27 protein-coding genes are annotated in these 22,466 nt (G+C 46.7%); 4 read left to right on the forward strand and 23 right to left on the reverse strand.

What is annotated here, in order from left to right:
• Positions 1-31 precede the first annotated feature (31 nt).
• On the reverse strand, positions 32-358 hold the full coding sequence (locus EAT1B_RS04815; RefSeq protein WP_012727011.1) for a helix-turn-helix domain-containing protein: 327 nt from the start codon (positions 356-358) through the stop codon (positions 32-34).
• A gap of 263 nt (positions 359-621) precedes the next feature.
• Between EAT1B_RS04815 and EAT1B_RS04820 the strand changes: the two genes are divergently transcribed.
• Positions 622-1,824 carry an MFS transporter gene (locus EAT1B_RS04820; RefSeq protein WP_012727012.1) on the forward strand — a complete coding sequence of 401 codons (1,203 nt, stop codon included), beginning with the start codon at positions 622-624 and terminating at the stop codon, positions 1,822-1,824.
• Positions 1,825-1,834: 10 nt separating this feature from the next.
• The gene (locus tag EAT1B_RS04825) at positions 1,835-2,782 is read left to right on the forward strand and encodes an LLM class oxidoreductase (protein WP_012727013.1); all 948 of its coding nucleotides are present in this window, start codon (positions 1,835-1,837) and stop codon (positions 2,780-2,782) included.
• An 84-nt stretch (positions 2,783-2,866) separates the two neighbouring features.
• Here the strand turns inward: EAT1B_RS04825 and EAT1B_RS04830 are convergent, their stop codons facing one another.
• The 15 genes from EAT1B_RS04830 to EAT1B_RS04895 form a co-directional block, all read right to left on the reverse strand.
• Complete coding sequence (locus EAT1B_RS04830; RefSeq protein ID WP_012727014.1) at positions 2,867-3,295, reverse strand: CBS domain-containing protein; 429 nt, start codon at positions 3,293-3,295, stop codon at positions 2,867-2,869.
• Positions 3,296-3,549: 254 nt separating this feature from the next.
• Positions 3,550-4,353: an alpha/beta fold hydrolase gene (locus EAT1B_RS04835; RefSeq protein WP_041917926.1), complete on the reverse strand. Its 804-nt coding sequence runs from the start codon at positions 4,351-4,353 to the stop codon at positions 3,550-3,552.
• 75 nt (positions 4,354-4,428) lie between these two features.
• Positions 4,429-5,541, reverse strand: a complete 1,113-nt coding sequence (locus tag EAT1B_RS04840) for a M14 family metallopeptidase (RefSeq protein ID WP_012727016.1) — start codon at positions 5,539-5,541, stop codon at positions 4,429-4,431.
• A gap of 86 nt (positions 5,542-5,627) precedes the next feature.
• The gene (locus EAT1B_RS04845) at positions 5,628-6,026 is read right to left on the reverse strand and encodes a hypothetical protein (protein ID WP_012727017.1); all 399 of its coding nucleotides are present in this window, start codon (positions 6,024-6,026) and stop codon (positions 5,628-5,630) included.
• Positions 6,027-6,139: 113 nt separating this feature from the next.
• Positions 6,140-6,607, reverse strand: a complete 468-nt coding sequence (locus EAT1B_RS04850) for a flavodoxin family protein (RefSeq protein WP_012727018.1) — start codon at positions 6,605-6,607, stop codon at positions 6,140-6,142.
• A gap of 56 nt (positions 6,608-6,663) precedes the next feature.
• Positions 6,664-7,104, reverse strand: coding sequence for a hypothetical protein (locus EAT1B_RS04855; protein ID WP_012727019.1), 441 nt, complete (start codon positions 7,102-7,104; stop codon positions 6,664-6,666).
• Positions 7,101-7,751: an SIMPL domain-containing protein gene (locus tag EAT1B_RS04860; protein ID WP_012727020.1), complete on the reverse strand. Its 651-nt coding sequence runs from the start codon at positions 7,749-7,751 to the stop codon at positions 7,101-7,103. The genes EAT1B_RS04855 and EAT1B_RS04860 overlap by 4 nt, the downstream gene beginning before the upstream one ends.
• A 33-nt stretch (positions 7,752-7,784) precedes the next feature.
• On the reverse strand, positions 7,785-8,528 hold the full coding sequence (locus EAT1B_RS04865) for a hypothetical protein (RefSeq protein ID WP_012727021.1): 744 nt from the start codon (positions 8,526-8,528) through the stop codon (positions 7,785-7,787).
• A complete protein-coding gene (locus EAT1B_RS04870; RefSeq protein ID WP_012727022.1) occupies positions 8,525-9,067 on the reverse strand; it encodes an RNA polymerase sigma factor in 543 nt (180 codons plus the stop codon). Before EAT1B_RS04870 ends, EAT1B_RS04865 begins: the two co-directional genes overlap by 4 nt.
• A gap of 115 nt (positions 9,068-9,182) precedes the next feature.
• Positions 9,183-9,353 carry a hypothetical protein gene (locus EAT1B_RS15915; protein WP_012727023.1) on the reverse strand — a complete coding sequence of 57 codons (171 nt, stop codon included), beginning with the start codon at positions 9,351-9,353 and terminating at the stop codon, positions 9,183-9,185.
• 22 nt (positions 9,354-9,375) lie between these two features.
• A complete protein-coding gene (locus EAT1B_RS15610) occupies positions 9,376-9,912 on the reverse strand; it encodes a DUF2812 domain-containing protein (RefSeq protein WP_012727024.1) in 537 nt (178 codons plus the stop codon).
• Positions 9,909-10,232: a PadR family transcriptional regulator gene (locus EAT1B_RS04880; RefSeq protein WP_012727025.1), complete on the reverse strand. Its 324-nt coding sequence runs from the start codon at positions 10,230-10,232 to the stop codon at positions 9,909-9,911. Before EAT1B_RS04880 ends, EAT1B_RS15610 begins: the two co-directional genes overlap by 4 nt.
• 112 nt (positions 10,233-10,344) lie before the next feature.
• Positions 10,345-11,412 (reverse strand): glycoside hydrolase family 5 protein, encoded by a 1,068-nt coding sequence (locus EAT1B_RS04885; RefSeq protein WP_012727026.1) that lies wholly within the window; start codon positions 11,410-11,412, stop codon positions 10,345-10,347.
• A gap of 96 nt (positions 11,413-11,508) precedes the next feature.
• The gene (locus EAT1B_RS04890) at positions 11,509-12,501 is read right to left on the reverse strand and encodes a tRNA-dihydrouridine synthase (RefSeq protein ID WP_012727027.1); all 993 of its coding nucleotides are present in this window, start codon (positions 12,499-12,501) and stop codon (positions 11,509-11,511) included.
• Between the two features lie 84 nt (positions 12,502-12,585).
• Positions 12,586-13,200 carry a TetR/AcrR family transcriptional regulator gene (locus EAT1B_RS04895; RefSeq protein ID WP_012727028.1) on the reverse strand — a complete coding sequence of 205 codons (615 nt, stop codon included), beginning with the start codon at positions 13,198-13,200 and terminating at the stop codon, positions 12,586-12,588.
• A gap of 201 nt (positions 13,201-13,401) precedes the next feature.
• On the opposite strand from EAT1B_RS04895, the gene EAT1B_RS04900 reads away from it, so the two are divergent.
• Complete coding sequence (locus EAT1B_RS04900; protein ID WP_012727029.1) at positions 13,402-14,346, forward strand: DUF5692 family protein; 945 nt, start codon at positions 13,402-13,404, stop codon at positions 14,344-14,346.
• A gap of 103 nt (positions 14,347-14,449) precedes the next feature.
• The gene (locus EAT1B_RS04905; RefSeq protein ID WP_012727030.1) at positions 14,450-14,977 is read left to right on the forward strand and encodes an AAA family ATPase; all 528 of its coding nucleotides are present in this window, start codon (positions 14,450-14,452) and stop codon (positions 14,975-14,977) included.
• Here the strand turns inward: EAT1B_RS04905 and EAT1B_RS04910 are convergent.
• From EAT1B_RS04910 to rlmD, 7 genes are all read right to left on the reverse strand, one after another.
• The gene (locus EAT1B_RS04910; protein WP_012727031.1) at positions 14,969-15,409 is read right to left on the reverse strand and encodes a hypothetical protein; all 441 of its coding nucleotides are present in this window, start codon (positions 15,407-15,409) and stop codon (positions 14,969-14,971) included. The two genes, EAT1B_RS04905 and EAT1B_RS04910, sit on opposite strands and share 9 nt — an antisense overlap.
• Positions 15,381-16,013, reverse strand: a complete 633-nt coding sequence (locus EAT1B_RS04915; RefSeq protein ID WP_012727032.1) for a hypothetical protein — start codon at positions 16,011-16,013, stop codon at positions 15,381-15,383. Before EAT1B_RS04915 ends, EAT1B_RS04910 begins: the two co-directional genes overlap by 29 nt.
• A gap of 15 nt (positions 16,014-16,028) precedes the next feature.
• Positions 16,029-16,562: a GNAT family N-acetyltransferase gene (locus tag EAT1B_RS04920; protein ID WP_012727033.1), complete on the reverse strand. Its 534-nt coding sequence runs from the start codon at positions 16,560-16,562 to the stop codon at positions 16,029-16,031.
• Entirely contained in the window at positions 16,559-17,152 is a 594-nt protein-coding gene (locus EAT1B_RS04925) for a dihydrofolate reductase family protein (protein ID WP_012727034.1), read from the reverse strand. The genes EAT1B_RS04920 and EAT1B_RS04925 overlap by 4 nt, the downstream gene beginning before the upstream one ends.
• 195 nt (positions 17,153-17,347) lie before the next feature.
• Positions 17,348-19,294 (reverse strand): DUF262 domain-containing protein, encoded by a 1,947-nt coding sequence (locus EAT1B_RS04930; protein ID WP_012727035.1) that lies wholly within the window; start codon positions 19,292-19,294, stop codon positions 17,348-17,350.
• Entirely contained in the window at positions 19,291-20,598 is a 1,308-nt protein-coding gene (locus EAT1B_RS04935) for a DUF262 domain-containing protein (RefSeq protein ID WP_012727036.1), read from the reverse strand. The genes EAT1B_RS04930 and EAT1B_RS04935 overlap by 4 nt, the downstream gene beginning before the upstream one ends.
• 455 nt (positions 20,599-21,053) lie before the next feature.
• Positions 21,054-22,418, reverse strand: coding sequence for a 23S rRNA (uracil(1939)-C(5))-methyltransferase RlmD (gene rlmD / locus EAT1B_RS04940; protein WP_012727037.1), 1,365 nt, complete (start codon positions 22,416-22,418; stop codon positions 21,054-21,056).
• Between the last annotated feature and the right edge of the window lie 48 nt (positions 22,419-22,466).

A 22,466-nucleotide genomic window follows, 5' to 3' on the forward strand; every position in this document is an offset into this window, starting at 1 on the left:
AACGGTCGTCCGTATTGGACGACCGTGATGGTTATGAAATGACCTCTTCACCGGACTGATCGATATGGCATTCGCCCCAGGCGCACATGGCGTCCAAGATTGGCTTGAGTGACCATCCGTACTCCGAGAGCGAGTAGATGACTTTCGGTGGGACTTGCTCGTACACCGTACGCACGACGACTCCATCCGCTTCGAGCTCACGCAGTTGCTGGGTGAGCATCTTTTGGGTGATGTTCGGCATGAGCTTACGCAATTCACTCGTCCGACGCTCACCTTTGATCAAGTGACACATGATGACGACTTTCCATTTACCGCCGATGACGTCAAGTGTCGCTTCGACCGGAATATTATATGGCATATCATTTCCTCCGTTTCTCCCATAGGCACTTTTTGGTGCCTACCGCACTAAAAAGTACGTACTTCTCAAACTGTTTTCATGCCCTTATGATAGCAACTGTAGCAAATCTATACAAGTTCATTTCGCTTGTAACATCCTCTTGAGACGGTAAGGTACTTTTTCGACCGTACTGAACAATAGAGAAAAGTGAAATGTCTTTGCTATCCGGAGACGAAGGGCCCTCGTCTTCCACATTATTTTTTATCAACTAGGAGGAACTACTCATGAACCAACCTTATTCACAACCCGTTGAAGAACAGGCACCTAAAAATGGAGGATTAGCGTTACTCGCCCTCGCCATCAGTGCTTTCGGCATCGGGACGACCGAATTCGTCCCAGTCGGACTGCTCGCATCCATCGCAAATGATTTAAACATCGGCATCACACTCGCGGGTCTCATTATCTCGGGATACGCGATCGGCGTCGCCGTCGGTGCACCGATTTTGACGGCACTGACGAACCGGATGAACCGTAAGACGTTACTCATGGCACTCATGGTCGTCTTTATCGGCGGAAACTTGGTCTCGGCCATGTCGACCAGCTTTGAACTGTTGATTGTCGCCCGATTTATCACCGCATTCTCGCATGGTGTCTTCTTCTCAATCGGCGCAACGATTGCCGTACAACTAGTACCACCGCATAAAAAAGCGAGTGCCATCGCACTCATGTTCACAGGTTTAACCGTCGCAACCGTTACAGGGGTCCCACTCGGTACCTTCATCGGACAAGCGTTCGGATGGCGTGCCACATTCTTCGCCGTCGCAGCACTCGGTGTCGTTTCAATCATCGCAAGCTTCTTCTTGATCCCGAAAGATTTGAAACAATCACCACCAGCGAAGTTCTCTGATATGAAGAAATTACTCACGAACGGTCGTCTCATGCTCGGATTCTTGATCACAGCACTCGGTTACGGCGGAACGTTCGTCGCCTTCACGTACTTGACTCCCATCATGCAAGACGTGACAAAAATTAGCCCGAGCTTGATCAGCGTCGTCTTACTCGTTTACGGAATCGCGGTCGCTATCGGGAACGCGGTCGGCGGAAAACTCGCCAACGAAAACCCGGCGAAAGCATTGTTCTATATGTTCATCGTTCACGCAGCGGTCATGATCATCATGTCGTTCATGATTCCGTTCAAAGTGGCAGGTCTGATCGCCATCGTCTTGATGGGTCTCCTCGCCTTCATGAACGTGCCTGGACTTCAACTGTATATCGTGCAATTGGCTGAAAAATATGTACCTGCCGCTGTCGATGTCGCGTCCGCACTCAACATCGCGGCCTTCAACATCGGGATTGCCCTTGGTGCGACAATCGGTGGACTCGTCGCTGATTCAATTGGACTCGTCCACACACCTTGGGTCGGTGGAATCATGGTCATCATCGCAGTCATCTTGACAGCCATCTCACGTCGTATGGAAGCCAAATAAGGAGGAACTTATGTTCAACAATCATAAAAGCTACAACTGGATGTATCGGGAGGGCGAGCTCACGCTCGGCCTCCACATCCCTTTAGAAAACTTCAAAATGCGTACTCCGACACTCGAACGTCAAGTCGAGCTTTCTCAAAAGGCAGACGACTATGGCTTCACAGCGCTATGGTTACGTGATGTCTTACTCAAAGACCCGAACTTCTTAGACCCGGCTGTCGGTCAGATTTATGACATGCTGATCTACGGGACACATTTACTCGGTCAAACGAAAAACATTGCGCTCGGTACGTCCGCGCTCGTCTTGCCACTCCGTCACCCCCTTCGTTCGGCGAAGGAAGTCGCAACGATTGAAGCATTGTTCCCAGAACGATTGATTCTCGGGATCTCTTCAGGTGACCGTCGTGCCGATTTCAAAGGGCTCGGAGTCGATCACCCGACACGTGGCGACCAGTTCAAAGAATCGCTTCGTGTCATGGAGCATGCGCTCTATAACAACTATCCAACTATTGAATCACCTTATGGGGAGGTGGAACAGGCAACGCTCGTACCGCGTCCGAAGAAGCGGATCCCGACGATGATCACCGGGTTCGCACAACAAGACATGGACTGGCTTGGGGCGAACGGAGACGGGTGGATGTACTACCCGCAGTCACCTTTCGCACAACAGCAAGTGCTCGACGCGTGGCGTGCGAGCGGTGAAGCGCATGGTCGTGCCTTCCGTCCCTTCTCGATGCCGATGCATCTTGACTTGACGCATGACCCAGACGAGCCACCGACGCCGATTCGTCTCGGTTTCCGAATCGGTCGCAATCACTTGATCAAGTTGCTTGAAGCGTATCGTGCCATCGGCGTGAATCATCTCTTCTTCGCCCTCTTCGACGGAGAACGTCCGGCAGAAGACGTCATCGATGAATTAGGAGAATATGTGTTACCCCATTTTCCACCACTTGATTGAGGTTTGCCCTACTCCTATTTTTGAAAACGAAGCGGAAAGAAACATAAAACAAGCCAGAACCGGGAGTCGGTTCTGGCTTGTTACTTATCGGACTTCATTCTCCAGTTGTTTCAACTTTGTCGAGTAATACTCGATGATGTCACGGCGTCGGATGATGCCGATGAAGTATTTGCCGTCATCGACGACCGGCACGAAGTTTTGGTCCGTGATCGCATCGACGAGCTCTTCAATTTGTGCCGTAATCGAGACCGGCTTATAGCGAACGCGTTGCTTAATGTCTTTTAGACGTGTCCGGAGCACTTTCTCATAGTCTTCTTCCCCGCGAAGCTGTTCTGCGAGTGCCCAGAGTAAATCCCCCTCTGTCATCGTCCCGGCGTAAAATCCGTTCTCCGAAACGAGTGGGACAGACGTGAATCGATGATGCTTCATCTTTTCAAGTGCTTGTCGTACCGTTGATTCGGGGTCCAAATATTTGACGTCTTCTTTCGGATATAAAAAGAAAGCGATATTCATTTAAATCTCTCCTCAATCTGTTAATCCACCCCGCTATTGTACCATGAATGGTAGGACAGGTTGAACTAAATCCATGTTCTAATCTGGTTTCATCCCCCTTTCTCCAAAACAACACAAAAAAACATCGTGACTCTAGTCACAGCGATGTTTCAGTGATTCAAAAAATGGAAGGGAACTCCAATTGAATTATACCCGTTTTCGTTGGTTCTTACCCTTATCGACATACAAAAAGCCCCCGATTCGGAGGCCATCGATTATTGAACAAACTGCAACAACGTATCGTTAAATTTCTCTCGTTCATCCAGCACCGTACCGTGTCCACTCTCTTCAAAGCGCTCGATTCGCGCGTTCGAGATGCCTTGCTCCATCTGCTCGGCGAATGCGAAAGGACAGATCTTGTCATGTACTCCATGGATGATCAACGTCTCGACATCAATTTTCGGCAGGGCATCTCGTAAATCTTCGTCACGTAACGCCTGTGCCGAGGCAATCGTCCCATGGCTCGACGCGACGAGCGCGAGATGGTGGAACCAGTTTTGCATCGGTTTCGAATGTTCTTTCTCGAAGAAGATTTCTCCGAACCCTTCGAGCATCTTCGGTCGGTCGGCCCGTGTATCGTCAATCAACGCGTCGACTTCGTCCGTTGTCATTCCATATGGATAATCTGCACGCTGTGTGAAGATTGGTGCTGCTGCTCCCGCTAACACTAACTTTTTCAGACCATCCTCTTTATAGTCGGCAGCGTAGCGAACTGCAATCGCCCCACCCATTGAAAAACCGACGAGCGTGAAATCTTTTAAGCCAAGTCCGTAAACGACCATATGCACATCAGACGCCATTGTCTCATAGTCATAACCTGTCGCCGGGGCATCAGATTTCCCGTATCCTCTGAAATCAATGCCGATGTAGCGATATCCCGCTTCGACGAGCGCATTCTTCTGATACTCGAACATATTGTTGTTTGCTGGCCAGCCGTGCAAGAAGACAATCGGTTCCCCAGACCCGACATCCTCTACGTATAGATTTGTACCGTCATGTGCTGTAATATATCCCATCATCCAACCTCCACAGTCATTATTTAGCGAAAACACTCACAACTTCATTGTTCCCTATTCCAACTTCGAGAAACCCTCTTATGTGTCGCGCCAGAGCGCTTCACCTTTTAGATAACCTTCAACGGCTTTCGCTCCTTCTCGTAAAACAGCTTCTCGCCAATCCGCGTTTTCCGGATAGAACATCGCCATGAATTCGTTTTGAATACCGTTTCGTGCCTCAGGGTCCTTTGTCCCTTCAAAGAACAGCCGGTTCTCTAAAATAATCGTTAAAAATTCACGGATGGATGCTTTTGTCGACGTTCCAAACGTACCGAATTCAAATAAGGCAGAAACGAGACCCTTGTCCGGGTATTCCGTATCGCGCACGTAGTAAAAATGATTCGTCGAATCTCCGAGTACCTCGTCCGGGTCATACACGTTGACGTTGTCGAGACCGTACGCTTGTTTTAACTCATCTTCCGTGCGACCGTCCCGTTTGCTGATGACCATCGTCACCTCGTTTGTCGGTCCGAGTGCGGTATGCCAATCGAGATGGACGACTTTTCCATAGCGTTCAAGTAAATCATGTTGAATCCCCTTCAAAAAGATGGCAGACGGTTCGTCTTCATCTCCCCCGTAATACACCCCTTTCGGGAATTGATATTGCCCCATCCCTTTTGCTCCACTCATCGCTTTGAAGCCATCAAGCTTAATTCCAGAGCCGAGAAATGAATAGATCTGTTCACGCGCCTCATGGTAGTCGTCAATTACTCCGTCCGGTACGAAGAGATGGCGCATCAGCTCATATTCACGGTTCACGTTATATGGGACCGACTCACGATCAATGACGTAATTTCTGTTCAAATCGACATTGTGTTCATTGACACGTCGAAAGTGTTTCATCCCCCATGGATTCACTGCATGTATGAGACAAATCCCCGTCGTCTCATGACGGACATGCGCGAGTTGCGTTTGTACAAATTGATGGGTCACCGCGGCGCCCGCATACCCTTCAATCCCATGTTCCCCGATCGTCATGAGAATCATCGCTTTTCGTTCTCGTTTCGGTTCTCCTAAAATGACGTCGATACTCTCATCCCCGATCGAGTGTGTCAACAGCTCCGCTTTCGGATAAAATCGTTTCACTTCAGACAGTAAGTTCAAGAACTTCTCTCGCGACTCTTCGTAAGATGATGAAAAATACTGGCTCATCGCACTCTCCTCCAATCTTTCTTCTCTCTATCCTTTCCCATCCTGAGGCAATCTAAAAACGCCTCCTTTGAGAGGAAGCGTTTCAATCAAGGGGTGCGGATTCGTTTCGAATGTTGACGTCGGAACGCCATCAGATAAAAGATTGGTCCAATTAAGACGGCACCGAACAACCAGTAGAGACCAGCATTCGCATACAGTCCTTCGAAAGAACGGAACACCCAAGCGAGAATGGTGAAGGCGACCATCAACTCGATGGTCCACAGTAGCCCACGACGAACCGCTAGGAAGACAGTGTTCGTTTTTTGGAAGAAGGCTGCGACGAATGCGATTAAGAATGCCGGAAAACTCGAAAGCCACAACATTCGATTCAACGAACTTTCAGCAAAGTACGAGTTGCCAAGAGACATGGTGATCAGAAAATGCATCAAGAGGACAAGCACGACGACAATCCAACCGACCAATACATCCCGCTCCATTTTTTTCATCACAACCAGCTTCCTCTCTGAAGAGTTGAATACTATATATTTACCCGCTTTTCTCTTCTTCTCGTCCTCTTCAACTAAAAAGCGCACTCTGTTATCAGAATGCGTTTCGTGTACTATCCGACCAACTCACGCGCCCACGCTTTCGCGCGTTCGAGTTCGCCTTCCTTCAACATCTCCGTCGTCCCATCGACGAGGAACGACTCTTTTTGGACACCCGTCGCCCCTTTTTCAATCATTTCCCCTTCGACCCGATTGACGGCATGACCGAACCAATCAATGATTTTACCAAGTATCGGATTCTGTTTCTCTTTGACGACACTCGTGTCAAAGGCAGCCGTCCGTTTCCCTCGTAACGCATTGTCCGAAATTCCGTCCAAAAATACTTTAATGTCTTCCGTTTCGTATCCCCCATGTGTCGGTGAGCCGATGATGACCAGGTCGACATGTGCCAAGTCGCCTAATCCAATATTCAATACGTGTTCCATACGTGCCTCATGGTCTTTCGACAGCTCTTGCTGCATCGCATGAGCAATCTTTTCAGTATGACCATATAGTGAGTCAAAAATAATCAAGATGTTCATGATAAATCCCCCTTTACCGAACCTTTCTTTATTCCCGTTCCCATTTCCACGTTCGTTCATGCTTCTTTTTGGTACAGCGAACTTCGCTTGAAGAACGACCAACTTATCATGATGATGCCCATCCCGAGCAGCAAATAGCCGAAGAAGGTGATAAAATCACGTGAATGATACGGTGCTTCGAACCGGTACTCCGCTCGCTTCCACTCCGAACCGTCCTCGACCGCAATGACGTCTTCCACAGACTCCCCGACGACTTCACGATACACCGTCCCAATCGGATATCCGTTCGAAGCATTCCCGTAGTAACGTCCCGTCTCATCATTGACCGCTGTCTCCACTTCACCGATCACGTCACCGAGTGCATCCTCCTCGATTGTTGTGTCGAGCACTTCATATGCGTTTCGGTCGAACACGACAAACGTATAGGCCCAAGAGAGAGCGGATACGGGCAGCGCAATCGAGAGTGAAACGAGAATCAAGAAAGTCAGTCGCCTCATTTGAGATTCCAAACGAATGTGGCCGAATCACTGACATCAATGTCATCTGGCTCAAGTTCAGGCATTCGTGATTCCGAATAGACGACGTCCTGACTATAGAGGACGTTTGTAGGCGAGAACAGATGAATCTCTCCCCATGTGTAGTCAATTTGAAGCAAGTCTCCGAGTTCAGCGCCTGCTCCTTTCGCAAGAAGCTCTGCTCGTTTCTTCGCATTTTCCGCGGCACTCACCAATAGCTGATCCTCGATCGCATTCGGGTCTTTCATCGTGAAGCGAATGGAGAGTTTCGGATTTGCTCGAGATTGACTGATTTGTTCGATGACGTCCGATAGTTTAGACGTATCTAGCGCAAATTCGAGCTTCGTCTTCTGCTTACAGACGTATCCGACAAAACGCGACCGATAATTCTCATCTCGATCACGATAGCTCTCGTATTCCGTATCAATCGAAAAGTCACTCGTTTTGAGGTCCGTCTTGTCAAACCCTGCGCGCGTGATGGCTTTTTGAAGATGTGACACCGCACTTGCCGCCTCGGTCATCGTATCTTCGTACCGTGGCGCTTTCGAGACGAGATCCATGTGAATCACAATCAAATCCGGTCGAGATGAGACGTTCCCCGTCCCTTTTACGGTAATTTTTCGTTCCATATCCATTTCCCCCTTATCGATTTGAGTTCTCCATTATTCTGAAAATCGCGTCATCATCCAGTCCTCTACTTCATCGAGTGAGTCCACACCTTGTAAGGACGGGTAAGCATCCCGCTCGAACAAGAGTCCGTTCGGAGTATCTAAAAATAGATAACGCTCCCCATCCGGAAAACCGTAATCGGCAATGTCTTTCAATCGGAGCGTGGCATCATTTTGTTCCCAGACAAACTCGTCATCATATGGAATCGGCATGAAAATTCCTTCCATGCCCTGTTTCACGTGCGAGATAACAGATGCATCTGTTGTCTGTCCGGTTTCCTTGATGGCATCAGCACGAACAATCAAATCTCGCCCGATTTGCACATCCCCTCGATACACATTAGATACGTGTATCGTGATAAGTGACTGATATTCGGTCTCCCCATTGAAATCAATCTCGATATGTCGAATGTCCGTGACCGTTCCTCTGACCACGACCGGATTCCATTTCGAAAAGAGTTCATCCTCGGTCATGTCCATCATATTTTCCTCGGAAATATCTGATGTCACTTTTGATTGGTCGACAATGTGAACGGAATTCGCAGTGGAATCCGTAGATAATGGGATGCGTTCGTTCCAGACATTCGATGTGAAGAGCATGAACCCCGCAGCGATTGCAACGAGAAGTCCCCCTCCCCATTTTAGTCGTTGATAAGGTTTTCGCTCTATCATCATCGATTCCTCTATATACCGGTCATCGACTTCACCGAGTAGTCGAAGGATCTGGTCATTTTTCATACACGAACTCCTTCTGCTTCAAGCGCTCGCTGTAACGCATCCCGCGTGCGCTTCAAGGTCATTTTGACATGGCTCTCCCCGAGCTCGTGTGTCGTTGCGATTTCTTGAATCGAGTGTAAATAGAAATAACGTTGCATGAACATCACCCTTGTCAGTCGTGGCAGGTCTGCTAGAAATGCATTCAACAGGTCAATGAGGTCCTCGTCTTTCATTGATTCCGTGAGGACGTGTTCTAGCTCTTCATAGACGAGCGGGACTTCCCCACCGCCACGTTTTTTCGCATGATTCTTCTTATAACGCTGTAGTGCGAGATTTCGCACGATCTTCGTCAAATACGCTCCGAGTCGAAGGGGGCGTGTCGGCGGGATCGACTCCCACGCTTTCATATATAAGTCGTTCAAACACTCTTCTGTGTCTTCGCGATTTTGTAGAATATTGTAAGAAACACGGTGACAATAGCTTCCGTATTTCTTCTTCGTCGCGATAATCGCATACTCCGATCGTTCCCAGTACCAATCGATGATGACCTGGTCATCCATCCAGTTACCCCCTTCGTAATAACCCCTCTATAACTATAGATCCCAACCTCATATCATTCGTCACAATCTATCAAAAAAACCTCGTCATCGAGACGAGGAATGTTACCCTGATCCATCATTTCTTCCAAATCGATATGGCAAGTCCGCCAATGTAGCCAATCATCGCCCCGCTCGCAATCCCATATACCAGCTCGATATCGAAGAAGAACGAGAGAATCACACCGAGTGTCGTTCCCGCAATCAATCCGAAACAAATGATACAGTCTTTCCATTCTGGTGAATCCATCTTGCTCCTCCTAACCATGCGCTCAATCTGACGACTTCATCTCTCCAATCGCTTTGAGACCTTTTAGTGTCCTGACTTTCCGAGTATGATGCTGTACCGCATAAGCCAACATCGCGACGACAGCTATGTTCAATAGGACGGTCCACTGCGCATATGGATTGGAAAGATTCGCTACCACCACAACAAAGTTGGCGGCTAGCACTGCGCCATACAGTTGGATGATTCGTTTTTCTCGCTGAATCATCGAATCAAAATCCGAATACAATTGGAACGGTCCGTCACTCGTTCGTTTTCGTAAGAAAATCCACCGGTACGACGTGTCGACCACTTCGATGCCCACTTCATCCAGGAAGGCCATATACGCCTTCGATTCGGGGTGCGAAGGTAAGTTTGACAACAATTCGATTCGATAGGTGAACGTCCCAGGTTCGACTTGTTTGAACACATATCGCATCAAACGAAAGGATTCGAGTGCCCATCCGCTTTGAGCCATCTCGTTGAGCCACTTCTCTTCCTTCTCATAATCAACAAAGATGCGATAGATCGTTTTCGTCTTCATGTGTCCAACTCCTTCGTCCATTCATGACCATGTCGCACCAGTTCTTCTAACCGATTTAACTCCGACCGAAGTGCCTTTCGACCCGCTTCCGTGATTTCATACTCTTTCTTCCGCCCCGTACCTTCGAGCGCCTGAATCCATCCTCGCTCTACCAGACTACTGAGGGCGCCGTATAACGTACCTGGGGCGAGTTGAACCCGCCCATCGCTCAATTCTTGAACGAATTGCATCATCCCATACCCATGTCTCGGGACTTGAAGAGACAACAATATATAATAAACCGCCTCGGTTAATGCGCCTGTACTCGACTGTTGTGTCACGTATCCTACTCCTTTATATCGCGCTTCGTTATATCGTCATCCGATATATCAAAAATATCCTATTTTGGTCTATAAATCAATAAAATCCTGTCTGCATCCATCGCAGACAGGATTATGTTTTAAATAATGTAAGGGCAAGATCAGGTTGAAGATCCGATTGCATAAGCGATAATCGGGCATCTGAACGAAACAGTCCCATGACTGTCGACTGAAAGTCCCAATAGGTAAAACCGATGCCCTCTTCATTTAATAATGTGATGAAATCATTCACGTAAGCCAAACCGCCTCGTCCATCTTCAAAACAATGATGAATCAAACCGAACTCGCTGATGAAAATCGGGACCTCATGCATCACTCGTAAATGAAGAAGTGGTTCGAGCTGTCGGGCAAGATAGGATTGATCGCGTGGCATATCGCCTTCCAGTGTAGACTCCAACAGAGAGCGATTCGGATAAACGCCACCCTCTTCATGAACACCAACCCACTCCGCATACTGGTGGGTATACGAAAAAGGATCGTAAAAGTGAAGGTCATACATCACATTCGGATTATCTAACAAAATCCACTCTCTCGATAGGTCGTCGTGTTTCATACCATTCGTACCATAACATGGCGCGACAATGAAAATACGGCGCGAGTCGAGAGCATATAATTCGTCTACAGTCGTCTGTAGTAATTGACGATATGCCTCTCCAGTCCCATCAATCGTAGCAGGAGCATTGAACAAGTCGAACGCTGCAATCGCCTCGTCACGTGTCGTTCCTTTATAACGTGTCAGTAAAGTCCGCCAAATCCAACGAAATCGTTCCTGTTTCGACAGATCGCTCCAAAGAGAATAATCTGGTTCAGGACGATCGTCCATCCAGTCCGCTCCCGGCGGCAAAATGAGGCAAAGAATGACGTACAATCCGTTTGTTTGAGCGAAATCAAGTTGTCGATCTAACCATTCGAGACCGGCTGTTTCCTCTACAAACGGTTCACGTTCGATCAAGCGAGCGTGGAACGTGAGACGAACAACATTCGCTCCCACTTCTCGCATGACACGATATGGCTCATCCGTCGGATACAGTTCCGTGACCACTTGTGTCGGCTCCCAATATAAGGCCGTCAACGTGAAACCACGCAACCGAACAACGTCTCCTGTCGTATTGACCAAATGTTGTCCTTGAACGTGTAGCATCCGCTCTCCCTCCTTTTTATCTCTCTTGTTCTCATTCGTCCCGTAAATGACTTTTCCTGCAAAAAAAGATACGAGTACGCCTCGTATCCAGTAAGCTTATTCAGCAGCCAGCGCTGCCTCTTCTTCATGATATTTCTCGACAAAGGCATCGAGTAACGCTCGTACCTCATCCGTCGATTTCGTTTCCATCAAGTTATGGCGTAGCTCGCTCGCCCCACGGAATCCTTTGACATAAATCTTGAAGAAACGGTGCAAATTCGAAATCGAACGCGGCACGTCTTCTTGGAATTTATCCTGAAGGTCCAGTTGCAGACGCAATAGATCAAGATGTTCTTCCATCGAGTGCTCACGTGGCTCTTTCTCAAACGCGAACGGGTTCTTGAAGATCCCACGACCGATCATGACTCCATCGACCCCGTATTTCTCAACGAGTTCGAGTCCCATTTGACGGTCGAGGATGTCCCCGTTGATCGTGATGAGCGTATCCGGTGCAATCTCGTCACGCAATTTGACGATGTCCGGGATCATCTCCCAGTGCGCGTCGACTTTACTCATCTCGTTTCGCGTGCGCAAGTGAATGGACAAGTTCGCGATGTCTTGTTTCAAGAGATGCGTCAACCAGTCACGCCACTCATCGAGCTTCGCGAAACCGAGACGCGTTTTGACGCTGACCGGGATGCCGCCGGCTTTTGCTGCTTGAATGAGCTCAGCCGCAACTTCAGGACGGAGAATGAGTCCGCTCCCCTTTCCACGTTTCGCGACGTTCGGTACCGGGCAACCCATATTGATATCGAGTCCTTTATAGCCCATCTCGGCCATCCCGATACTCATTTGACGGAAGTATTCCGGATTGTCTCCCCAGATGTGGGCGACCATCGGCTGCTCGTCCTCGGTGAACGTCAAACGGCCACGGAGGCTGCCTTTCCCTTCCGGATGGCAATAGCTATCCGAATTTGCGAATTCTGTGAAAAAGACGTCCGGGCGTCCCGCATGGGCGACGACGTGGCGGAAAACGACATCAGTCACATCTTCCATCGGGGCAAGTATAAAGAATGGACGCGGAAGATCGCGCCAAAAGTTTTCTTTCATCGTAAAATCAGTTCCTTTCATCCATACAGTCCAACAAAATCACTCATCTATTCTATTATGTCCGTCGGATTGTATCAACTGACATTACTCATAATCCGTTTCTTTCGAGCGAATGAGTTGAAAAAAGTGCGGGAATCCTTCGGTCAATAAGTAATGAAGCACACGATTCGTGTATTCCGGTTCAATCGTTCCCGTGCGAAGTAGCGTCTGGAGGACCATCCCGTCAATCCCGGCCATCGTCCATGTGGCGATCGCCCGGGTCATCGGCCCTTGCTCGACTCCATAAGCCCGTACAAAGATAGCTTCAATCCGTGTGATCCAGTCTTCATATTTCTCTTTGAATTTTTGTTCGATCTCCTCATTGCCAATCATCGCTTCGTGGGCGAGATAAAATTGAAGTCGGCTCTCCGCATCTTTTTGAAGGCGCTCCTGCATACCTTCATAGATTTCCTGGATGATCACCGCCGCTTCTTTTTGATCGTCATGGGAAACGGTCTCAATGCGTTTGACTTCTCCAAGTCCCTCGTCCATCACGTCATATAGAATCGCTTCTTTAGACGTGTAGTAATGATAAATCGCACCCGTACTGAATCCGGCCCGCTCCGCAATCCCTCGGAGCGTCGTGCCTTTGATGCCCTGTTCGACGATGATTTCACGCGCGGCTTGTAAAATTTTCAACTTTCCTTCGTTCATCATCATCTCGCACCCTCCTCTGTTTTCATCGCTCATTATACCATAATGATGTGGCGAACTTTCGACACTTCCATGTGAGCTCACGCCTTCTATTGACAGCGTTTACAACACTTTGTTACACTTTTCACATAAACATAACGAACGTTCGGTATGTTTAGTTACTGCATTTATTTCTGATCATCTCATTTTCGAAAGGAGTGTCATGTTATGTTTTTCTTCGAGTCAATTCCTTGGTATAACGTCGTCATGTGGTTAGTCGTTCTTGGGCTGTTGATTGGGTTGAACGAGTTCGTCCGTTCCGGTAAACGGGCCAGTCAACTTATGTTCATGGCGTTACCGATTGCGTTGACCCCAATCTGGTTGTTTGTTGTCGATTCGGAAATCACGTCATGGTTCCATTGGGTGAAGGTGTATTCGGCACTCGCCGGCGCGCTGATCTATATGGTCATCCGCTTCACGAACTACCATAAGAAACATCCTTGGTATTTAGTACTCGTCCCTGCCATTCTTGCCATCAATATCATGGAGGCCGTCATACGGGAGTTTCAAGTCGGCTTCATGGGATTTGATGGGGTCGTCGACGGCATGACTTACATCTCCGGTGGGTGGAACTACGTCAACGCCTTCGCCGGAATTTTGAACATTCTCACGATTTGTGGCTGGTTCGGGATCTTTGCGACGTCCGGTAAGCGAGTCGATATGATTTGGCCGGACCAAACGAAATTGTGGATCATCGCATATGGGATTTGGAACATTTCCTACGTCTATTCGTGTGCACCGGGTAACGCATTTTATTCCGGATTTGCGTTGAACATTGCCGCAACCATTCCTGCCCTCCTTTGGGCGAAAGGAACATGGATGCAAAACCGTGCCCAAACGCTCTCGATTTGGATGATGTGGGTCATGACCTTCCCTTACTTCTTTGCGGTCGGTAGTACGTTCAACGTGAGCGTCTCGTATAATCCCGCAGCAAACTGGACGCTCGCACTCATCAGTCTCGCCCTCAACGTCGTGCTCGCCGTCATGCAGGTATCACGTATTGTGAAACGACGTCTCAACCCGTTGAAAGACGAGCTGTGGACCGATACCGAAGAATACAAACGAGTCGATGCGTTACGAGAAACAGAATCACCTAATCCTAAGACAGCATGACAACACCCCATAGTAGATGGAATTCGAATTCCGCTACTATGGGGTATTTTTTGTAGGACTCCATTGTAGTCATAGAGAATATAAACACGAAAGGATGATGACAATGATTTTGTGGATTAACGGCGCATTCGGTTCTGGCAAGACAACCTGTGCCAAGATACTTGAGAAAAAGTTGCCAAACGCGTTTCTCTATGACCCGGAGCAGGTCGGCTTTTTCATTCGGGACCAATTGCCGAAAAGTCTTCAACAGCCCGATTTTCAGCACCATCCGGAATGGAGGGAGTTCAACTATCGAATGCTGTCGAAGATTGCCACGTCCTTCGATGGGGTCATCATCGTTCCCATGACACTGGTGGACGCAACGTATGTAGATGAAATCATAGGTCGACTTCAGCGGGACGGGATCGACGTACGTCACCTCATCCTTGAAGCGAATCGACAGACGCTCGTGAAACGATTGAATAAACGTTTCGAATGGTTCAACTCTTGGGGGAAAGCGCAGATTGATCGCTGCCAGTCCGCATTCGAATCTGACATCCGTGCAGAAAAAATTATAACGGACCATCGATCAAAACAGGATGTTGCGCAAGCGGTCGCCGATCGCGTCGGTCTCACACTTTCCTCAAAATGATTCAGATTGATACATCGCTTCGACCGGCTCGTCTTCCCATCGAATGACGAGCTCACTTACATGAGATAGACTCAGCTCCACTGCTTCACACGTCGTATCCGTCAACCACATGCAGCGGAACAACAGTTGCCGATATCCGTACAGTTCATCGACGATTTCGAAGCGCCCCATTTGAACGAACTGGCTCAATTGTTCGATTGGACACACCGAATAAGTGGATTCACCAAAACGGACGAGCGACGAAGTATCCCAGTCCACGTTCGAGATGGTCACGGTGGCACGACCCGTCCATACCGCTTCCTTTTTGAACAAGTCACGGATCCCATCCATAAAGACGAGACGGATTGTCGAACCCGTCACAGTCGCTTCTGTGATGACCGCATCATGCAGGGAAAGCGGGACGTTACGAGTTCGAATCGTATATTGCTTCATTCAATCCCTCCTTTTTTTGAAACACATAATGCTCAACTGCTTTTAAATAACTCGGTCCCTTCATCGTCTTCTTCACTTCGGCTACATCCACGTCTTTCCCTTTCGGCAATCGGAAATAATCGTCGAGCCCTGTCTGAATGAGTTCATTTGTACTTCCCATGACCCCAATCAGCTCGAACGTTTCATCGAATCGCGCCAACGTCGCATCTCCATGGCTATCGTTACAGAGCAAGATGCCACCCGGCTTCAAATATTGTTTCGTCACCTGACCGACAAACCCCGCATATTGCGAGATGATCAAGTCAACGGGTTCGATGTCGAGCGGCTGCGTATAGTCCTGACCAAAAAATTCAATCGTACACGGCTCATCATATTCCTTTCGTTGATCCATTAGCTCCTGCACCGTTTCAATTTGCTTGAAGAAACGGATTGTCCCTTTGAAACTGTCGACATAGATGACATGAGGGATGACGAGGGAAGGGGCGACGTCGACGTGACTTCCCGGATAAAGCGCCCGCTTCACATCAAAAGTATCAGCAATCGTTTCATACACTTGTTTTCGGTCCTCGATTTTTTGTGCATACGTCTTATACATGTCTGTCACTTCATCTAGACCCTCCTAGTATAAGTATCCAAGCACATCGAGTGTTCCGTCGGTCCATCGTTTGTCTCCCACCTGACGAATCATCAATTCTTCAAAACGTGCCTCCCCAATCCCGCGTGTCGTCTGATTCTCGTCATTGATTTTAAGCCACGTGCATGCGTTAGATACCGTGTGAAACCCGATGCGTTCGTAAAGGTCTGTTCGGTCTGCGAATAACAAGAGAAAGTCGATTGAGTACGCTTCTCCGAGAGCAATGACTTTTTCCATCAGCGCCCGTCCGACCCCACGTCCTCGAACTTCTTCCCGGACACACAGATCGATGATGCCGAGCACGTGAATCGCTTCTCCGTCCACATTCATCACACGAAAATCCAGCCCGACTTGGCCAATGATCCGTTCGTCTTCATACGCAATCAGACGGAGATGGGGCAACTGCTTGAAGTAGCGACGATTCGGATAGATGGAAGGAAACGCGTGTTGCAGTAGCTCGGTCAGCTCCTTATCCATCGATTCTGAAAGGGTCATTTCGAGATGTTGCTCGATTCTCATCTCTTCTCCCCTTCCGATTGAAGGCGTCCATACCGAACGACATGGACCCCGTTCGGCATCAGCTGTTGCTCAATCACGTCAAGTTGCAGTGGCAAGATGTTGCCGTCTGGGAAAAGTCGTTTGCCTGACCCGATGATGATGGGATACACGATCAGTCGAACTTCATCGATGAGATTGTTTGCGAGTAGCGTGTGCACGAGTTCACCGCTTCCCCAGACGTGTAAATCGGGTCCCTCTTCTTGTTTGAGTCGTTTCAACGCTTCGACTGGCTCTGTCAGAAACGTCGTTGATTCCCATCGTGAGTCCGTTGACTGCCGCGTGATCACATACTTCATCGCCCGGTTGGCTTCCGGCCAAATGTCATCGTGATTCGGCCAATAACTCGCCCACTGAGCATATGTCTTTCGACCGAGCAACAAATCAAACTCACTATGCATTTGCGTCCGAATCCAAATGCCAAGCTCTTGACTCGAAAACGGCTCCGTCCATCCCCCATGCATAAAATCCCCACTCAAGTCCTCTTCTTTCCCACCCGGTGCTTGAATGACACCGTCTAACGATAAATGTTCCAGAACAATGATTTTCCTCATCTCCGACTCCCCTTTCGGCTGTTTGCAAAAAAAGCCCTCGATTGAGTCAATCGAAGGCATGATACATTCATCTTATTCTACTTTTTCCAACCAAGCTACCGTCTCGACGTACATGATTGGTTTTACATTATAAAAAATGACAAAATACTTTCATCCTTACATCTTGCACTGTAAACTATTTTTCCAGCAAAAAACTCAATAGATGTATTCGCTCAGCAGTTGCAACATATCGTTTTCCATTTCTAAAATTTCATTACGTTTCGTTTCATTCCAAACACCAAATTTTTTGCTGCTCACTGCCATCATTTGTAACTTCAGACTTTGAGTAGAAAAAATATTTCGCCAATTCTCTAGTTTGGCAAGTGGATCAAGATTACCGAATGAAGAGTTCTGACTAGCCACGATCAAACATAGATTCCCGAAGCAGTGTAGCAAATCATCAGACATTTTCGATTTCCCTTCGGTCACGTTTGGATTTTGCGGATACCAATGCTCAATTGAACGTCTGTATGTAAAGTGGAAATCATCAAACTTGATGGTAGTATAGTCTAGTTTCAACTTTTCTCTGTTTTTCCATAACACATAGTCGGTTAAGTTGAAAGCATATACAGGCACAAAATGATCGTATCTTAAACTGTGAGCATCAAGTTCGCTATCGTTACATATTCTTTCTTTTGCAAATTTCTTAGACATTGACTCTAAAAAGGCAACGAATTTTTTACCGAAGTCAGCCTCATTTAACTCGTCTGTATGTTCGAATAAAAATTTGAGCGTTGAATATAACCATTTAGTATCTTTATAAGCTGTAAATGTGACCGCAAACATTGATTGCAACATCAATATTTCGTGATTATTGGTCGAAAAAGAATTTTTATCAAATCGCGTTTGAACATATAAATGCCCTCTCGCTTTTTCGTTCTTGTCTTCGCGATAGGATTTTTGTAGAAACCATTCTCCCTCTTTGCGCCTATTGGTCGTTTCAAGAGAATTCCGGATGATCAAATTATCAAAAATAAATTTCGCTTTCAGTAAATTTTCCCCGAATCTCAGTATCCATCGACTATCTCTTGAAGATACTTTAAAAGCTGATTTCAATTTTTTATCATCCAAGTGGATTGAGTCCTCTTCTACATGATCAGTCAAATACAAAACATAATAAAGAAATGTATTGAAATTCACAATACATCGATATTTATTGGAATTCTCGTTACCTGTAGATTGAACATCTGCATCAGCACCATTCATAGACGTTTCGTCAATGGCGCTAATGAGCGATTTTTTATTTTCCTTGTTAACGACCATGTTCGAATAGATATTTTTAAGATTATATCCATACCTCCAAGAATTCTTTCCTGGTTCATATTCACTCCACTCGCAATTAAATACTTTTTCTCGTTCTTTGTCAGCATCTGATCCCTTTGTTTTTTTATTGAAGAACTGAATACAAGGGGTTTCGAATTCGGAACAAGCATCCCAAATTTTAGCGAATTTTTGAACTTTGGAAAATGCGACTCCTTCTGCAACAAGTCGTTGCATTAGCTCAGCTTTTATAATTTCATGATATTCCAATTGTTCACCGCGTGAATTGAATCGTTCGAAATATAGTTTAACATCTAAGTTTTCAGGCATCTCACTAATAAAAATTTTCACATTTCGGAAAAGGTATCGATAGAATGTTTCAATTGAAATGTTTCGATAGTCATTAGAACCTATATGTTCTTTCAGAGCACTCACTGTTTCATTATAACCACGTCGTAATTCATTGCCTGACGTTTCTTCAGTTATGCTCTCGTTTAAAAATAAACTTTTTAACGTATCATTGGATCTTTTTCGTGCTGAAAAGCACAAATTGATTTTTTTTACGAACTCTGTGGAAGGAGCATATTCATTTTGAATCGCAAGAGCAATCAGGAGTATAGAAGTAAATCGCTGTTGCCCATCGATGATCGAGTATTCGTCCCCATCCTTACTTACGACGAGAGTGCCTATAAAATACTCGGAACGACCTTCTTTGATCGAATCGAGTACATCTATTATCAGTTGTGTGATTTCTACGTCAGTCCACGCAAAATTTCGTTGATACAGTGGGACTGAATAGCTATTATCATTCAGTAAATCAAATATAGATAGAGGATTGTTCACCTTTTCGTCTCCTGATTAAGCTTATTTGCAATGTCTGAAGCAGTTAGATTGCCAAGTAAATCAGTATTAATTCGTGCAACAAATTCGCGTGGAGTAGCCGAAACCGCTAATTCTTGAAACAGCTTCTGACTTTTTTTCTTTTGGAATGTCCCACTCGCTGCATAATTTGCGAGTGTGGTATCGTATATTGCTTTTGCAGCAGTTCTTGGATAAAACGCCCAGACGAAAATCTTCTCACACGTTTCTCGGTCGAGTGCCTCCACTCCAAAACGATCTACAAATGTTGCGAGTAGGTTAGTGAATAAATTGATGTTTCTGGAATATTTGCTTTTCTTACTGTTCACTATCTCTTGGAGTTCATCTGAAAGAAAGCCGTCTATTATACTGTCCTCATAGAAATTATTTTTGAAAAGTTCATATGAGAATTCGATAAAATCAAAGAAGGCATTCCCATTAATTATTGGCATACAAATCGAATTAGGGAATCCAATTTCGTGTTTACGTAATTCTTCGTATAACCGCAAGTAGGGATATGACGCATTTTGAAGGTCAACACCCTTGAAATCATCAATAAATCGCTCAGTGAATTTTAATTCATTGCCATACTTTTTTCGAGACAATCCTGAATCACCGTTTACCCAACGTCTTATTCTAAATAAATGCTTGTCAAATAAATCGCGAAGATTAAATTCTTTGTCGTTAACAAATTCTTCCCATTTTTCGATGGTGCGTTCTGTCGGATCTTTAATTGATCGTAAATGATAGGCTTTCAACAAATCGTGAGGTTCTAAGGCCTTGCCACGGTTATTTTGGGAATCGAACAGTTGAAAAGCTTCTGTTAAACCTTCTGATGGCATCTCGATGACGGAAACTTTGCAATGATTCATCATAAAGTTGCTGATGACGTCGACCTCTTCTTTCGAAATTAATCCACAAAGAATACGCCATTCATCATAGTTTTCTTTTGCATGAAGCTGTGAGGCGCCTATGTAATTTGCGTTTAGTAAGTTGCTAGCACCGTCAGGCAGATTGTCTTTTGCGGCAAAATACAGAAATAATGAAATTGAAATCAAACGTTGCTGTCCATCCACGATATCTATATTTTCACTGTCTTTATGATGCAAAATGATTGAGCCGATTCGATACTCACTCACGTTCTTATCAATAGCTTCTCGTATATCATAAAAAAGGTTGCGAATATGCCTACGTTCCCATTTATATGGTCGCTGATACTCTGGGATTTTAAGATGTCCATTTTGCAGGACTTCTACTATTGATTGCACTGAAAAGATAATTTTACTCATCGTTTGTCTCCATGTAGATTCAATTTTTTTGATAAACGTTCATTCATTGTTTACTACTTTAAACGCATCAATCATTACGTACTTCTGTCCCTTTATCGTATATTATGTAGAAAATCATTCCATTCTTTATTTTCGACAAGTTATACAGAATGATGCTCTAGAAAGAAAATATTATTTGACACGCGTCTATGATAGGTAATGTTTGGTGGCATTCTATATCCATTTTTTTGATTCTTCACTCATTTGTTTACTCCTTTAAATAATGCACATATTATGTTCAACTTGTTAACTCACCAGCATAAACCTCAACTCTTTTTCCCAAGTAGTGATGTCCTTACCTTGCAGTAAGAAGTCTTCTGAATACATTTCCGATGAATAAATAAAAAGAGGTTTTTAAAGTCTTGAGTCCATCCCAAAACCTTAAAAACCCCTTATCTACCATGTACTTTTCAAGCTTACTTTTCAATTTTCTCCAACCACGCCACCGTTTCCACATGCGCCGTATGCGGGAACATGTCGACCGGAGTCACTTCCATCAAGCGATAGCCATGGTCGGCGAGGTAACGCATATCACGCGCTTGTGTCGCAACATTACACGAGACGTATACGATTCGCTTCGGTCCCATCTCGACCATCGTCTCAAGGAACGATTCGGCACAGCCTTTACGTGGTGGGTCGACGACGATGACGTCCGGGTTCACGCCATCTTTCTTCCACTGTGGGAGCACATCTTCCGCTGCACCACATGCGTACGTCACATTGTCGATCTCATTGACGAGCGCATTCTGTTTCGCATCCTCGATTGCTTCTGGAACGACTTCAACACCATACACGTGCGCCGCTTTCCGGGCGAGGAAAAGGCTGATCGTCCCGATACCGCAATAGGCATCGACGACTTGTTCCGTACCTGACAGTTGTGCGTACTCTAACGCCTTCCCGTACAGCTTCTCCGTTTGAACCGGGTTGACTTGGAAGAACGAGTGCGGAGAAATCGTGAACGTGAGTCCTGCGATTTTATCCTCAATTGTCTCGTGGCCGTAGAGCAACTTGTTCGTCGCCCCGAGGATGACGTTCGTCTTGTCCGGGTTGACGTTTTGCATGATCGACGTCACGTCCGGAAGACGTTCGACGATATCGGCGACGATCTCATTCACGCCTTTTAGTTTCGTCGTCTTCGTGATCAGGACGATCATCAGTTCACCCGAATGGTACCCGTAACGGGCCATGACGTGACGGATAACTCCACGTCCTGTCTTCTCGTCATACGCCGGTACGCCACGTGCGTCCAACACATCACGGACGACTTGAATCGCCTTGTCATTACGCTCATCTTGAATCAGACATTCGCTCATCTCGACGATATCATGCGAACGAGGACGATAAAAGCCTGAGACGAGACGGTCCCCTTCTTGTTTGAACGGGACTTGTGCCTTGTTGCGGTAGCGCCAAGGTTCTGGCATCCCAATCGTGTCATGGACCGGCACGTCGAACTGACCGAGACGCTTGAGCGCGTCGACGACGCGTTCTCGTTTTTGGCGAAGTTGCCCTTCATAACTGAAGTGTTGCAGCTGACAGCCGCCACATTGATAAAAGATCGGGCACGGTGGCTCGACCCGGTCCGCGCTCGCTTCTTTCACGTTCAACAATCGGGCGAACCCGTACTGCTTGTTCGTCTTCGTCACGACGATTTCGACCGTCTCTCCCGGCAACGCGTTCGGCACGAACAACGTATAGCCGTCAACACGTGCCACACCCGCCCCTTCATGGGTCAGGTCGTGGACGTGGACATCGAGACGATCATTCTTTTTCACTGGTAGCATACGAATGCTCCTTCCATTACAAATAGGAATGACTGATGTCGTCATTCC

Source organism: Exiguobacterium sp. AT1b (assembly GCF_000023045.1).
Classification (GTDB): domain Bacteria; phylum Bacillota; class Bacilli; order Exiguobacteriales; family Exiguobacteriaceae; genus Exiguobacterium.

Bases quoted from the DNA above. Each gene is read 5' to 3' on its own strand.
- EAT1B_RS04900 (WP_012727029.1), top strand. From the start codon at position 13,402: ATGTTTTTCTTCGAGTCAATTCCTTGGTATAACGTCGTCATGTGGTTA.
- EAT1B_RS04815 (WP_012727011.1), bottom strand. From the start codon at position 358: ATGCCATATAATATTCCGGTCGAAGCGACACTTGACGTCATCGGCGGT.
- EAT1B_RS04840 (WP_012727016.1), bottom strand. From the start codon at position 5,541: ATGAGCCAGTATTTTTCATCATCTTACGAAGAGTCGCGAGAGAAGTTC.
- EAT1B_RS04895 (WP_012727028.1), bottom strand. From the start codon at position 13,200: ATGATGATGAACGAAGGAAAGTTGAAAATTTTACAAGCCGCGCGTGAA.
- EAT1B_RS04935 (WP_012727036.1), bottom strand. From the start codon at position 20,598: ATGAGTAAAATTATCTTTTCAGTGCAATCAATAGTAGAAGTCCTGCAA.
- EAT1B_RS04885 (WP_012727026.1), bottom strand. From the start codon at position 11,412: ATGCTACACGTTCAAGGACAACATTTGGTCAATACGACAGGAGACGTT.
- EAT1B_RS04860 (WP_012727020.1), bottom strand. From the start codon at position 7,751: ATGGAACGAAAAATTACCGTAAAAGGGACGGGGAACGTCTCATCTCGA.
- EAT1B_RS04910 (WP_012727031.1), bottom strand. From the start codon at position 15,409: ATGAAGCAATATACGATTCGAACTCGTAACGTCCCGCTTTCCCTGCAT.
- EAT1B_RS15610 (WP_012727024.1), bottom strand. From the start codon at position 9,912: ATGAAGACGAAAACGATCTATCGCATCTTTGTTGATTATGAGAAGGAA.
- rlmD (WP_012727037.1), bottom strand. From the start codon at position 22,418: ATGCTACCAGTGAAAAAGAATGATCGTCTCGATGTCCACGTCCACGAC.
- EAT1B_RS04890 (WP_012727027.1), bottom strand. From the start codon at position 12,501: ATGAAAGAAAACTTTTGGCGCGATCTTCCGCGTCCATTCTTTATACTT.
- EAT1B_RS04925 (WP_012727034.1), bottom strand. From the start codon at position 17,152: ATGAGGAAAATCATTGTTCTGGAACATTTATCGTTAGACGGTGTCATT.
- EAT1B_RS04855 (WP_012727019.1), bottom strand. From the start codon at position 7,104: ATGAGGCGACTGACTTTCTTGATTCTCGTTTCACTCTCGATTGCGCTG.
- EAT1B_RS04825 (WP_012727013.1), top strand. From the start codon at position 1,835: ATGTTCAACAATCATAAAAGCTACAACTGGATGTATCGGGAGGGCGAG.
- EAT1B_RS04850 (WP_012727018.1), bottom strand. From the start codon at position 6,607: ATGAACATCTTGATTATTTTTGACTCACTATATGGTCATACTGAAAAG.
- EAT1B_RS15915 (WP_012727023.1), bottom strand. From the start codon at position 9,353: ATGGATTCACCAGAATGGAAAGACTGTATCATTTGTTTCGGATTGATT.
- EAT1B_RS04865 (WP_012727021.1), bottom strand. From the start codon at position 8,528: ATGAAAAATGACCAGATCCTTCGACTACTCGGTGAAGTCGATGACCGG.
- EAT1B_RS04920 (WP_012727033.1), bottom strand. From the start codon at position 16,562: ATGAGAATCGAGCAACATCTCGAAATGACCCTTTCAGAATCGATGGAT.
- EAT1B_RS04905 (WP_012727030.1), top strand. From the start codon at position 14,450: ATGATTTTGTGGATTAACGGCGCATTCGGTTCTGGCAAGACAACCTGT.
- EAT1B_RS04830 (WP_012727014.1), bottom strand. From the start codon at position 3,295: ATGAATATCGCTTTCTTTTTATATCCGAAAGAAGACGTCAAATATTTG.
- EAT1B_RS04845 (WP_012727017.1), bottom strand. From the start codon at position 6,026: ATGAAAAAAATGGAGCGGGATGTATTGGTCGGTTGGATTGTCGTCGTG.
- EAT1B_RS04820 (WP_012727012.1), top strand. From the start codon at position 622: ATGAACCAACCTTATTCACAACCCGTTGAAGAACAGGCACCTAAAAAT.
- EAT1B_RS04870 (WP_012727022.1), bottom strand. From the start codon at position 9,067: ATGGATGACCAGGTCATCATCGATTGGTACTGGGAACGATCGGAGTAT.
- EAT1B_RS04835 (WP_041917926.1), bottom strand. From the start codon at position 4,353: ATGATGGGATATATTACAGCACATGACGGTACAAATCTATACGTAGAG.